10 protein-coding genes are annotated in these 12,811 nt (G+C 71.8%); all 10 read right to left on the reverse strand.

The window, feature by feature from the left end; genetic code table 11:
- Positions 1 to 4: 4 nt before the first annotated feature.
- Positions 5 to 1,102: a uroporphyrinogen-III synthase gene (locus ACZ7OU_RS00525; RefSeq protein ID WP_470239140.1), complete on the reverse strand. Its 1,098-nt coding sequence runs from the start codon at positions 1,100 to 1,102 to the stop codon at positions 5 to 7.
- Positions 1,099 to 1,443 carry a nitrite reductase small subunit NirD gene (gene nirD, locus ACZ7OU_RS00530; RefSeq protein WP_470239141.1) on the reverse strand — a complete coding sequence of 115 codons (345 nt, stop codon included), beginning with the start codon at positions 1,441 to 1,443 and terminating at the stop codon, positions 1,099 to 1,101. Before nirD ends, ACZ7OU_RS00525 begins: the two co-directional genes overlap by 4 nt.
- On the reverse strand, positions 1,440 to 3,947 hold the full coding sequence (nirB, locus tag ACZ7OU_RS00535; RefSeq protein ID WP_470253799.1) for a nitrite reductase large subunit NirB: 2,508 nt from the start codon (positions 3,945 to 3,947) through the stop codon (positions 1,440 to 1,442). Before nirB ends, nirD begins: the two co-directional genes overlap by 4 nt.
- A 1-nt stretch (position 3,948) precedes the next feature.
- A complete protein-coding gene (locus tag ACZ7OU_RS00540) occupies positions 3,949 to 5,340 on the reverse strand; it encodes a nitrate/nitrite transporter (RefSeq protein ID WP_470253800.1) in 1,392 nt (463 codons plus the stop codon).
- Positions 5,337 to 6,764 carry an FAD-dependent oxidoreductase gene (locus ACZ7OU_RS00545; RefSeq protein ID WP_470253801.1) on the reverse strand — a complete coding sequence of 476 codons (1,428 nt, stop codon included), beginning with the start codon at positions 6,762 to 6,764 and terminating at the stop codon, positions 5,337 to 5,339. Before ACZ7OU_RS00545 ends, ACZ7OU_RS00540 begins: the two co-directional genes overlap by 4 nt.
- Positions 6,761 to 8,809 carry a molybdopterin oxidoreductase family protein gene (locus ACZ7OU_RS00550; protein ID WP_470253802.1) on the reverse strand — a complete coding sequence of 683 codons (2,049 nt, stop codon included), beginning with the start codon at positions 8,807 to 8,809 and terminating at the stop codon, positions 6,761 to 6,763. Before ACZ7OU_RS00550 ends, ACZ7OU_RS00545 begins: the two co-directional genes overlap by 4 nt.
- A gap of 134 nt (positions 8,810 to 8,943) precedes the next feature.
- Positions 8,944 to 9,336: a hypothetical protein gene (locus ACZ7OU_RS00555; protein WP_470239146.1), complete on the reverse strand. Its 393-nt coding sequence runs from the start codon at positions 9,334 to 9,336 to the stop codon at positions 8,944 to 8,946.
- 78 nt (positions 9,337 to 9,414) lie between these two features.
- On the reverse strand, positions 9,415 to 10,212 hold the full coding sequence (locus ACZ7OU_RS00560; RefSeq protein ID WP_470253803.1) for a TIGR02569 family protein: 798 nt from the start codon (positions 10,210 to 10,212) through the stop codon (positions 9,415 to 9,417).
- A 132-nt stretch (positions 10,213 to 10,344) separates the two neighbouring features.
- A complete protein-coding gene (gene moeZ, locus ACZ7OU_RS00565; RefSeq protein WP_470239148.1) occupies positions 10,345 to 11,520 on the reverse strand; it encodes an adenylyltransferase/sulfurtransferase MoeZ in 1,176 nt (391 codons plus the stop codon).
- Positions 11,521 to 11,612: 92 nt separating this feature from the next.
- On the reverse strand, positions 11,613 to 12,767 hold the full coding sequence (locus tag ACZ7OU_RS00570; protein WP_470239149.1) for a DUF3152 domain-containing protein: 1,155 nt from the start codon (positions 12,765 to 12,767) through the stop codon (positions 11,613 to 11,615).
- Positions 12,768 to 12,811 lie beyond the last annotated feature (44 nt).

Raw genomic sequence — 12,811 nt, forward strand, 5'->3', positions numbered from 1 at the left:
GCACTCAGGCGTCCACCGCCAGCCGGTAGCCGCGCTTCACCACCGTCTGGACCACCCTCCCGCCGCCCAGCGACGTCCGGAGCCGGCCGATCGCCGTCTCCACCGCGTGTTCCTCCCCTCCCCCGGGCAACGCCGAAATCAGCTCCCTCCGCGACACCACCCGCCCCGGCGAGGCCGCCAACGCGCGCAGCAGCGCCATCGGGGCCGGGGCCACCTCGCGCCACTCGCCGTCCACCACCGCCGACTGGCCGCGCAACTCGATCGACAACCCTCCCGCCGAAAACCTCGGGGAACGTGCCAGCAGCGTCTCCGACACCGTCCTGGCCAGCGCTCCGATGCGGGCCCGGTGCGGTTGCACCGTCGGCACGCCGAGCGCCGCCAACGGGCCCGCCGTGATCGGCCCGACGCACGCCGCCACCACCGGGCCCGACAACGCCGAGACCAGACCCGGCAGCCGGCCCGTGCGGCGGGCCAGCGCCACCAGCGAAGCCACCGCCGGGGCGCTCGTGAACGGCAACGCGTGGATCGATCCGTCCAAGACCCCCTCGAGCAGCCGGTCGACCGGGCCGGGGTCGACCGGGCCGACCCAGCGGTACACCGAGACCTCGATGACCTCCGCCCCGGCCGAACGCAGCGCGTCGACGAAGTACGGGAGCGGCTCGCCGTGCAACTGGACCGCGATCCGCTTGCCCGTGACGTCCGAAGAAAGCAGGTGCTGCAACAACTCCGCGTTGCTCTCCGACGCCGGCGAGTACGACTCCGAAAGACCCGCCGCGCGGATCGCGCCCGTCACCTTCGGGCCGCGCGCCAGCAGCGATGACGACGAGAGGCGCGACAGCAGCGCGTCGCCCAGGCCCCAGCCCTCGGCCGCCTCGAGCCAGCCGCGGAAGCCGATGCCCGTCGTCGCCACGACGGCGTCCACATGCGACTCAAGCAACGCCGACGTCGCCCGGTGCAGCTCCGTGTCGTCCGTCAGCGGCACGATCCGGATCGCCGGGCCGTACCGGACGCTCGCCCCCTTGCGCACGAACAGCGCGCCGAGCTCGTCCGCCCGGCGCGCCGCGGTGATGCCGACCACGAACCCGGTCAGCGGCAGGATCACGGGCTCTCCACTTCGACCACGCCCTCTCGCACGCGCACCTCGTACACCGGGACCGTCACCCCGGAGGCGTCCAGGCACTGTCCACTGTCGAGCGCGAACCGTTCCTTGTAGACCGGCGAGGCGACCACCGGGACCCCGCCCGCGTCCCCGACGATGCCGCGCGAGAGCACCGCCGCACCGCTGCACGGGTCCCAGTTGGACAGTGCGTACCACCGCGCGCCGGGCAGGTGGAAGATCGCCACCTGCACGCCGCCGTCGAGCAGCGCGGCGACCCCCGCGTACTCCGGCACCGCGCCGGCGGAACAGACCGCCGTCCAGGTCTTCTCGATGGACGTCGTCATCGGCGCACCTCCGGGACTCCCAGCATGACCGGGACTTTCTGCTCCCGCTCCGAGCGGAACGAGATCGCCGGGTCGGGCGTGCCCGGCGCATTGACGAAGGAGGAGAACCGGGCGAGCTTTTCCGGGTCCTCGAGGACGCCCTTCCACTCGTCGGCGTAGTTGTCGACGTGCTTGGCCATCGCCGCGTCGAGGTCTTCGCAGATGCCGAGCGAGTCGTCGACGATCACCGCGCGCAGGTGGTCGAGGCCGCCGTCCAGCTCCTCGATCCACGGCGCCGTCCGCTGCAGCCGGTCGGCGGTGCGCACGTAGAACATGAGGAACCGGTCGATCGTCCGGATCAGCGTCGCCGTGTCCACATCGGACAAGAGCAGCTCGGCGTGCCGGGGCGTCGTGCCGCCGTTGCCGCCGACGTAGAGGTTCCAGCCGTTCTCCGTGGCGATGATCCCGAAGTCCTTGCTGCGCGCCTCCGCGCACTCCCGCGCGCACCCCGACACCGCCGACTTGAGCTTGTGCGGCGACCGCAGCCCGCGGTAACGCAGCTCCAGCTCGATGGCGAGCCCGACGCTGTCCTGCACGCCGTAGCGGCACCACGTCGACCCGACACACGACTTCACTGTCCGCAGCGCCTTGCCGTACGCGTGCCCGGACTCGAACCCCGCGTCGACCAGCCGCCGCCAGATCTCCGGCAGCTGGTCCACCGTGGCCCCGAACAGGTCGATCCGCTGGCCGCCGGTGATCTTCGTGTACAGCCCGAAGTCCTGGGCGACCTGGCCGATGACGATCAGCTTCTCCGGCGTGATCTCGCCGCCGGGGATCCGTGGGACCACCGAGTACGTGCCGTTGCGCTGCAGGTTCGCCAGGTACCGGTCGTTGGTGTCCTGCAGCGTCATCTGCTCGCCGGCGAGCACGTGCCCGTTGCCGAGGGTGGCCAGGATGGACGCCACCGCGGGCTTGCAGACCGCGCAGCCGCTACCCGAGCCGTAGCGGCCGATCAGCTCGCTGAACGTCGTGATCCGGGTGGCCTGGACGATCTCGAACAGCTCCGCGCGCGACTGCGGGAAGTGCTCGCACACGGCCTTCGACTGCTCGACGCCGCACGCGGTGAGCAGCTTGCCGAGCAGCGGGACGCACGAGCCGCACGCGGTGCCGGCGCGGGTGCACGCTTTGAGCTTCGGGACGGTGTCGCAGCCGTCCTCGTGGATCGCCCGCGTGATCGCGCCCTTGGACACCGCGTTGCACGAACAGATCTGCGCCACGTCGGGCAGCGCGTCGACACCGACCGCGGCGCCCCCGCCCGCCGGGGCGAGGATCGCGCCGGGCTCGGCCGGCAGCGGACGGCCGACCAGCGCGCGCAGCGTGTTGTACTCGGTCGCGTCGCCGACGAACACGCCGCCGAGCAGCGTCTTGCCGTCGTCGGTGACCACGAGCTTCTTGTACGTCCCGGCGACCGCGTCGTTGACCGCGACCTCCAGCGCACCTTCGGTCTGCGCGTGCGCATCGCCGAAGGACGCGACGTCGACGCCCATCAGCTTCAGCTTCGTGGACGTGTCCGGCTCCGGGAACTCGCCGGAACCGCCGGTCAGCTGGGCGGCGACGATCTCGGCCATCGCGTAGCCGGGCGCCACGATGCCGTACACGCGCCCCTCGACGGCCGCGCACTCGCCGATCGCGTACACCGCCGGATCGCTGGTGCGGCACGACGAGTCCGTCAGCACCCCGCCGCGCGGGCCGACGTCCAAACCGGACTGCCGGGCGAGGTCGTCGCGCGGCCGGACACCGGCGGAGAACACGACGAGGTCGACGTCCAGCTCGGTGCCGTTGCCCAGCTTGGCCACCAGCCGCGAACCGTCGGCCTCGATGGCGTCGGTGGAGGTTCCCGTGTGGACGGTCACGTCCAGCGAAGTGATGAGCCGCCGCAGCAGCGACCCGCCGCCTTCGTCGACCTGCAGCGGCATCAGCCGGGGCGCCATCTCGACGACGTGCGGGGAGAGGCCCATGTCCCGCAACGCCTTCGCGGCCTCCAGGCCGAGCAGGCCGCCGCCGATGACCACGGCCGAGCGCCGCCCGCGTCCCGGCTTCTCGATGGCCGCCGCGCGGATCGCGTCGAGGTCCTCGATGGTCCGGTAGACGAAGCAGCCGGGCAGGTCGTGCCCGGGCACCGGCGGCACGAACGGCCGCGAGCCGGTGGCCAGGACCAGCGCGTCGTAGGAGACCGAGTCGCCGGACGCGGTGGTGACCGTCTTCGAAGCTCGGTCCACCGACACGACCAGCTTGCCCAGGCGGAGATCCACAAAGGAGTCGTCCGCGTAGTCCGAACCGGCCAGCGCGAGCGAAGCCGGGTCCCAAGTCTCCACGTAGGAGGTGAGCGCCACCCGGTCGTACGCCGGGCGCGGCTCCTCGGACAGGACGACGATGTGCCAAGTGCCGGAAGGGTCTTCCGCGCGCACCGCCTCCACGAGCCGGTGGGCGACCATGCCGTGTCCGGCGACGACCAGGGTGGGCATCTCAGACCTCCGCTCCCGCGAGCGCCAGACCGCGCTCACTCGTGGGCTGTTCGGCGGGCTTGCGCAGGTAGACCGCCCAGGTGACGGCGAAGCACAGCCCGTAGAAGACGAGGAACCCGATGAACGCGGGGATCCCGCTCTTGGCGTCGGCGAACGACTGCCGGAAGGCGAGGTTGATGAACAGGCCGCCCTCGGCGCCGATCGCGCCGGCCAGCCCGATCAACGCTCCAGACAGGCGGCGCGCCTTGAGCAGCTCGGCCGCCTCCTCCGCGCCGTTCGCGATGGCCGTGGCGGCCTTCGCCCGGAAGATCGCCGGGATCATCTTGTACGTCGAGCCGTTGCCGACGCCGGCGAGCACGAACAGCACGATGAACGCGATCGTGAACAGCGTCAGGGACTTCGACGTCGACGCGAGGATCAGCACGACCGTGGCCAGCGCCATCCCGATGAACGTGAAGAAGGTGATCTTGCCGCCGCCGACCCGGTCGGCCAGCCAGCCGCCCGCCGGCCGCGAGAGCGAGCCGAGCAGCGGGCCGAGGAACGTGACCGCCGCGGCCTGCAGCGGGGTGCGGCCGAACTGGTTCTGCAGCACCAGCCCGAACGCGAAGCTGTAGCCGATGAACGAGCCGAACGTGCCGACGTAGAGGAACGACATCACCCAGGTGTGCGGGTCCTTGACGACTTCGCGCATCGCCTTCGTGTCGCCGCGGACCGTGGCGAGGTTGTCCATGTAGAAGTACGCGCAGAGCGCGGCCACCACGACCAGCGGGATGTAGACGTAGAGCACGATCCGCGGTGCGGTCGCGCCCGCCGTGCCGATCACCAGCAGCCCGACCAGCTGGATCGCGGCGACGCCGAGGTTGCCGCCGCCGGCGTTGAGGCCGAGCGCCCAGCCCTTGTGCTTCTCCGGGTAGAAGGTGTTGATGTTCGTCATCGACGACGCGAAGTTGCCGCCGCCGACCCCGCCGAGTGCCGCGACCAGCATGAACGTGCCGAGCGACGTTCCCGGGTGCAGCACGACCGCGGCCAGGATCGTCGGGATCAGCAGCAGCAGGGCGCTGACGACCGTCCAGTTGCGACCGCCGAACTTCGCCACGGCGAAGGTGTAGGGCAGCCGCATCAGGCCGCCGATGAGCGTCGGCGTCGAGACGAGCAGGAACTTGTCGGCCGCGGAGAACCCGTACTGCGGGCCCATGAACAGGACGATGACCGACCACAGTGTCCAGACCGAGAAGCCGATGTGCTCGGCGAACACGGAGAACCAGAGGTTGCGGCGCGCGACCTTCTTGCCCGTCGCCTCCCAGAACTGCTCGTTCTCCGGTTCCCAGTGCTCGATCCAGTGCTTTCCTTGGTGTTGCACGGCGTTCTCCTCAGTGCGGGTCGAGTCGGTCATTGCGCCGCGAGCCAGCCGGCGATGCCGCCGACGGTGTCGGAACACCCGCCGCAGCCCGTCGTCGCTCGCGTGGCCCGCGCCAGTGCGGGAGTGTCGGTGGCCCCGGCCTTCCAGGCTTCGACCAGCCGGCCCTTGGTGACGTTGTTGCAGCGGCAGATCACCGCCGTCGCGGGCAGGTCGGCCGGGCTGGCCGCCGGGGCACTGCCGGTGGGCAGCGCGCGGCCCAGCAGGATCGCGAGGCGGTCGTCGGGCAGCAGGGTGCCGCGGTCGTGGAACTGGGTGATGGTCGCGGCCGCGTCGGGCAGGCCGAGCAGGATCGCGCCGGTGACGCGGTTTTCGCGGACGACGAGCTTGCCGTACCGCCCGCCGGTGGGGTCGTTGAAGGTCAGCACCTCGACGTCCGGGGTACCGGCGTCGAGCTGCGTCTCGCCCAGCGCGGCGAGGTCGATGCCGCGGGCCTTGAGCCGGGTGACGGCCGTGGTCCCGCGGTAGCGGGCGGCCGCGTTCGTGCCGGTCAGGACGTCGGCGAGGACCGCCGCCTGCTCCCACGCGGGCTGGATCAGCCCGGCCGGGGCGCCGGGGTGGCGGGCGCAGTCGCCGAGGGCGTGGATGCGGCCGTCGCTGGTGCGCAGGACGTCGTCCACGAGCACGGCGCCGTCGACGTCGAGGCCGGCTTCCGCGGCCAGCCGCGTCTCGGCGCGGACGCCGGCGGCGACCACGACCAGATCGGCGGGGACGAGCGTGCCGTCGTCGAGCTTGAGGCCGTCGCCGGGCAGGTAGCGGGCGGCGGTGGCGCCGAACCGGAACGTCACGCCCATGTCGGTGAGCTGCCGGGCCAGCACGTGCCCGGCGGCCGGGTCGAGCTGGCGTTCCATGACGTGCCCGAGCGGGTGCACAACGGTCACCTGGTTGCCGCGCCCGGCCAGGCCGCGGGCGGCTTCGAGGCCGAGCAGGCCGCCGCCGAGCACCGCGACCGGCGCGCCGTAGCGGGCGGCGTCGAGGATCTTGGCGCAGTCGTCGAGGCTGCGGAACGCGACCACGCCCGGTCCCGGCTCCAGCCCCTCGACCGGCGGGATCCACGGGTTGGCGCCGGTCGCGAGGACCAACGCGTCGTAGTCCACAGTGGATCCGTCGCCGAGTTCGACCCAGCGCTTCTCACGGTCGATCCTGGCGACGTCGACCCCGAGCCGCAGGTCGATGTTGTGCCGCGCGGCCCATTCGTCGTCGTGCAGGCGGACGCTCTCGGCGCTCATCCCGCCGGCGACGACGGCCGACAGCAGGACGCGGTTGTAGGCGGCGTGCTTCTCGGCGCCGAGCACGGTCAGGCGGACGCGTTCGGCGATCGGGTCGCGGCGGCGGATCTCGTCGGCCAGCCGGGCACCGGCCATCCCGTACCCGACGATGACGACTTCACGGGGGCTCATGCGGCACCATCCACAGTAGACAAGGAAACGGCACACACCTTGAACTCCGGCATCCGGCTGACCGGGTCGAGCGCCGGGTTGGTGAACAGGTTCGCGCGCTGCTCACCGGGGAAGTGGAACGGCAGGAACACGAGGTCGGGCTTGAGGCTCTGGACGAACCGGACCTTGGCGACCGTTTCTCCGCGTCGCGACCGGATCCGGGCAGGATCGCCTTCTTCCAGCCCGGCCCGCTTGGCCGTGTCCGGGTGGACCTCGACGAACACCGCCGGGACGACGTCGTTCAGCTCCTGGATGAGCCGCGTCTGCGCACCCGACTGGTAGTGCTGCAGCACGCGGCCGGTGGTGGCCTGCAGCGGGAACTCGTCGTCGGGCAGCTCGGCCGGTCCGGTGTGCTCGACGGCTGCGAACCGCGCGCGGCCGTCCGGGTGGGCGAAGGCGTCGAGGAACATCCGCGGAGTGCCGGGGTGGTCGTTCTCCGGGACCGGCCAGTGCAGGGCTTCCCCCGCGCGGAGCCGGTCGTAGCTGACGCCGGAGTAGTCGGCGATCCCGCCCTTGGACGCGATCCGCAGCTCCTCGAACGCCGTCTCGGCGTCGGTCGGGAACCGGTCCGCGGGCTGGCCGAGCCGGTCGGCCAGTCCACTGAGGACGTCCAAGTCGGACCGGACGCCGACCGGCGGGGCGATGGCCTTGCGCCGCAGCAGGATCCGGCCTTCGAGGTTCGTGAGCGTCCCATCTTCCTCGGCCCACTGCGTGACCGGGAGGACGACGTCGGCCAGCGCGGCGGTCTCCGAAAGCACGAAGTCGGCGACGACCAGGAAGTCCAAAGCGGACAGCCGGTCTTGGACGCGCTCCGATCGCGGCGCCGAGACGACGACGTTGCTGCCGAACACCATCAGCGCCTTCGGGCCCTCTTCGGTACCCAGCGCGTCGAGCAGCTCGGCGGCCGACCGCCCGGGCCCGGGCAGGCTGTCCGGGTCGACGCCCCAGACGCCGGCGACGTACTCGCGCGCGGCCGGGTCGTCGAGCTTGCGGTAGCCGGGCAGCTGGTCGGCCTTCTGACCGTGCTCGCGGCCGCCCTGGCCGTTGCCCTGGCCGGTGAGGCAGCCGAAGCCGGAGCCCGCGCGGCCGGGCAGGCCCAGCGAGAGGGCGAGGTTGATCCAGCCGCCGACGGTCGCGGTGCCGGTGGCGTGCTGTTCGGTGCCGCGGGCGGTGAGAATGTAGGCGTTGCGGGCAGTGGCGAGCTTGGTGGCGGCGAGGCGCATGTCGGCGGCCGAGACGCCGGTGACGCGCTCGGCGCGCTCCGGCCACCACGACGCGGCGATCCGCCACATCGCGTCGAAGCCGCTCGTCCGCCGGTCCACATAGGACTGGTCGAGGTGCCCGCCTTCGACGACGGCGTGCAGGATGCCCAGTGCCAGCGCGAGATCCGTGCCCGGCGCCGGCGCGAGGTGCAGGCTCGCCAGCTCGGCGGTCGGGGTGCGCCGCGGGTCGACGACGATCAGGTCGGCGCCGCGCAGGTGCTGGGTGAACGGCGGCATCGTCTCGGCCGGGTTCGCCCCGGCGAGCAGCACGACGTCCGCGTTCTTGAGATCGGTGACGGGGAACGGCATCCCGCGGTCCGCCCCGAAGGCTTTGGTGCCCGCGGCGGCGGCCGAGGACATGCAGAAGCGGCCGTTGTAGTCGATCTGCGAGGTGCCGAGCGCGACCCGGGCGAACTTGCCCAGCAGGTAGGCCTTCTCGTTGGTCAACCCGCCGCCCCCGAAGACCGCGACGGCATCCGGGCCGTGGAGTTCCTTCAGCTCGGCCAGTTTCCGCGCGACGAGGTCGAGAGCGAAGTCCCAGCTGCAGGGTTCGAGCGCGCCGTCCACCCGGATCATCGGGGTGGTCAGCCGCCGCGGCGAGGTCAGCAGCGAGCCGGACGTCCAGCCCTTCTGGCACAGGCCGCCGGCGTTCACCGGGAAGTCCCGCGGCGTCACGCGGACGCCGTCGAGGCGCATCCCGCACTGCAGCGCGCAGTACGGGCAGTGGGTGTCGACCTGCGGCACGGGCACCTCCTCGGCGGTTCGGGGATTGCCCTGACGCTAAGGAGGCCGTGTTAACCGGATTCGACCGAATGTTTCAGGCAGTTGACATTGCGGCGGGAATCACGAGCCCCCGGCGGTGAGGTGCGTGACCGGGGTCACCAGCCGTTCTGGTCCCGCAGCCGCCGCTCGAACCACCACGGCGACGTGCCGAGCGAATCGGGCAGGGTCCGGCTCGCGTACCGCCGGTCGGCGCGCGCCAGCACGGCACCGACCGACGCCCGGTCGCGGCGGGGCAGTTCGCTCAGCCTGAGGCCGAGGTCGGCCCGGGCGCCGACCGGGTCGCAGCCGGGACAGGAACAGTGCGGCCACGACGGCCGCGTCATGCGCCGCGTCCCGTGCAGCCAGGCCCGGAGCAGGTCGGAAACGGCGCCGGGCCACAGGCCGGCGTCCACTTCGGCGAAGGCGAGCTGCCGCTGAGCGCGGCGGGAGAGGTGGGGGATCTTGGCCGGCGGTGGCCCCGCGACGTCGAGCCGGCGGGTGCCACGCAAGCTTCCGGGCCGCCTACGCGGCATGGCCCTTTCGGCAGGAAGAGATCATGAGCTCAGCATCGCAGCCCGCCGCGCCCGTCACAAGATTCCGCTGACCTCGCGCGCCGCCACTCGCAGGCCGTCCAGCGAGGCCTGCGTCGACCGGGGGTTGAGGGAGTTCGACGCCAGCCGGAACAGGACCGCGCGCAGCAGCAGCTGCGGCCACTCCGGCAGGTGGGCCCAGCGCTCCAGCAGCTCCCGCGTCGCGCCGCCCCAGGCCAGGGCGTCCACCGCCACGATCGCCGCGCCGTACTCGCCCGGCCGGTAGTACGGGACGAAGTCGACGACGCCCGGGGCCGCGTCGCCGTCGAACAGCAGCCCGGCCAGCAGCTCGCCGTGGGCCACCTGCAGCGGCAGGCGGATCGGGCGGCGGGCGCCGGCGAGGACCTCGAACCAGCGGCCGCCCTTCGTCTCCTCCAGCGGGACCTCGAGCTCTTCCCACGCGACGCGGTCGGCGACGGCGTCGATATCGCGCCGGCCGGCGAGGAAGTCCGGCCGGGGCAGGCCGATGGTCGCGCGGTGCAGCTTCACCGCCGCCAGCACCGACGCGTCCCCGAGGTGCTCGGGGGTGCCCGAAACGAACCGGGAGGCCGTCCAGCCGCCGACGATCCAGCGGCCGTCGGTCGAGCGGACCGGCTTGGCGACGCGCAGGCCCGGCTCGTCGGCGTAGTCGAGCGCGCGGGCCGTCCACAGCGTCCTGGCCTTGTCGGTGACCGGCTTGAACACGAGGTCGCCGCTGCGCCACGCCGTCGAGTCCGGCAGCGGTTCGCCGCCGTCGTCAAGGCCGCCGAAGGCCGCGCTGACGTGCGCCGGAGGGCGTTCGAGGGTTGTCCGCACAACTGGTGACGGTACCCGGCCGGGTGGTCCACGATCGAGAAGACGCGCTGGTCACGCAGTGTTTTACGGGGTGCCCGGAATGTCGTGAAGGCCGCCTCCGAAGCCGGAGACGGCCTTCACGGACGACCACTGTCAGTAGGTCGGCAGGCTCGGGTCGATCTGCTTGGCCCAGGCCAGCACGCCGCCGCCGAGGTGCGTCGCGTCCTTGAAACCGGCCGCGTGCAGCGCGGCGAGCGCCTCCGCCGAACGCGCGCCCGACTTGCAGTGCAGGACGATCGGCTTGTCCTGCGGCAGCTCGGCCAGCGCCTCGCCCGAGAGGATCCGGTCCTTCGGGATCAGCGTCGCGCCCTTGATGTTGACGATCTCGTACTCGTGCGGCTCGCGGACGTCGATCAGGGCGAAGTTCTCGCCGCTGTCGAACTTGGCCTTGAGCTCGGCGGGCGTGATGGTGCTGCCCGTCGCGGCCTGGGCCGCCTCGTCCGAAACCACGCCGCAGAACGCCTCGTAGTCGATCAGCTCGGTGATCTTCGGGGTGTCCGGATCCTTGCGGATCTTCACCTCGCGGTACTTCATGTCCAGCGCGTCGTAGCTGATCAGGCGGCCGAGCAGCGGGTCGCCGATGCCGGTGATGAGCTTGATCGCCTCGGTCACCATGATCGAGCCGATGGACGCGCAGAGCACGCCCAGCACGCCACCCTCGGCGCACGACGGGACCATGCCCGGGGGCGGCGGCTCCGGGTAGAGGTCGCGGTAGTTGAGGCCCTTGCCGTTCGGCGCGTCCTCCCAGAACACGCTGACCTGGCCCTCGAACCGGAAGATCGAGCCCCAGACGTACGGCTTGCCCAGCAGCACCGCGGCGTCGTTCACCAGGTAGCGCGTGGCGAAGTTGTCGGTGCCGTCGACGATCAGGTCGTACTGCCCGAAGATCTCGAGCGCGTTCGACGAGTCGAGGCGCTCGGTGTGCAGGTACACCTTGACCAGCGGGTTGATCTCGGCGATCGACTCCTGCGCGGACGCGGCCTTGAGCTTGCCGACGTCGGACTGGCCGTGGATGACCTGGCGCTGCAGGTTCGACTCGTCCACGACGTCGAAGTCGACGATGCCGAGCGTGCCGACCCCGGCCGCGGCCAGGTACAGCAGCGCGGGGCTGCCGAGGCCGCCGGCGCCGATGACCAGGACCTTCGCGTTCTTCAGCCGCTTCTGCCCGGTCACCCCGACGTCCGGGATGATCAGGTGACGGCTGTACCGGGCCACCTCGTCCTTGGTGAGCTCGGCAGCCGGCTCGACGAGCGGCGGCAGTGCTGACATCGGGTCCTCCATCTCGCGCGGATCGCGTCCATCCCACTATGCACAACACGCGCAGGCAAATAAGGCTTCCCGGTTTCAGATGGTGGGAAGACCTACTGCGTTTTGGGAGTGGGGTTCGGCCAGGCGTTGGGGATGCAGGTGAGGCCGTCCTTGGCCACCTTGCCCTTGTCGCCGCCGGGGATGTCGTTGAGCATCGACACGTAGTTGTCGTCCACGCCGAAGGACTGCTGCATCATCACCGGCGCGGGCTGGTTCTGGCCGCCGCAGCCGACGTGCTGGTTGCCCAGTGCGTGCCCGACCTCGTGGTTGATGGCGTACTGCCGGTAGCCGGTCATGTCGGCGTTGAACGCCTTCGCGCCGCGGACCCAGCGGGCCAGGTTGATCAGCACGCGGCCCAGGCTCTTGCGGTAGCAGGACGCCTCGAACTTGATCTGGAAGCCGCAGGCGTCGGCCCGGTGGGTGGTGTCCGGCGTGGTGAGGCTCACCTTGAACGTCGGGTTCGGGAAGTTGGCGTCGACGCGCTGCAGCGCGATCTTGCCGTCCCAGGTCCAGCCCTTCTTGGGGTCGGACAGCGTGCCCTGGACGGCCGCCGCGAACGCGTCGTCGCCGGCGTAGCTGGCCGGGTCGATGCCGTCCTCGACCTCGATCGTGTAGGTGTACAGCTTCCCGGTGCCGACCTTGGGGCCGTTGCCCGGAACGACGTGCCACGTCCCGGCGCCGGCCTGGGTGAACGGGCTGCCCTCGGGCAGGTCGGCGGTCGGCACCTTGAGGTCGACCGGCGTGGCCGGGTTCTCCGGGATGGCCTGCTCGCCGTTGCCGTCGATCGCGCCGCCCGCCGCGTCGCCGCCCGCCGACTCGACGTTCGCGGGGGCGCCCTGCTCGGCGATCGGCTCGGCCGGGCTGTTCGCGGTGTTGAAGACGACGAGCACGGTCAGCACGACGAGGATCGGCAGGGCGTAGACGCGCCAGCCGTAGGTCTTGGTGAACTTCGAGAGGCCGGCCTGCGGCGGCTCCGGCTTCTCGCGCGGAGTCTCGGCCTGCGGCTTCCAGGAGGCGCTCAGCGGCTCGGCGCTGGTCCGGCGCCCGCCCGGGCGGTAGCGGTCCTCGCCGACGCGCTGGGCGGGCTGCCGGGCGGGGCGGTACTGGCCGGTCCGCGGGGTGTCTTCGGGCTCCGGGGCGCGGCGGGCCGACGCGCGGTGGGGAGCCCGCCGATCTTCGCCTCGCGCGTCGTGCTTCACCCGGTCCACCGCACCAGGGTGCCACAGCGCCACCGAACCGTTATCGGCGACTG

This window comes from Amycolatopsis sp. NPDC114505 (genome assembly GCF_055633615.1).

Coding starts and splice junctions, on each gene's coding strand:
- nirD (WP_470239141.1), bottom strand. CDS start 1,443: ATGACGACGTCCATCGAGAAGACCTGGACGGCGGTCTGTTCCGCCGGC.
- moeZ (WP_470239148.1), bottom strand. CDS start 11,520: ATGTCAGCACTGCCGCCGCTCGTCGAGCCGGCTGCCGAGCTCACCAAG.
- ACZ7OU_RS00540 (WP_470253800.1), bottom strand. CDS start 5,340: ATGACCGACTCGACCCGCACTGAGGAGAACGCCGTGCAACACCAAGGA.
- ACZ7OU_RS00545 (WP_470253801.1), bottom strand. CDS start 6,764: ATGAGCCCCCGTGAAGTCGTCATCGTCGGGTACGGGATGGCCGGTGCC.
- nirB (WP_470253799.1), bottom strand. CDS start 3,947: ATGCCCACCCTGGTCGTCGCCGGACACGGCATGGTCGCCCACCGGCTC.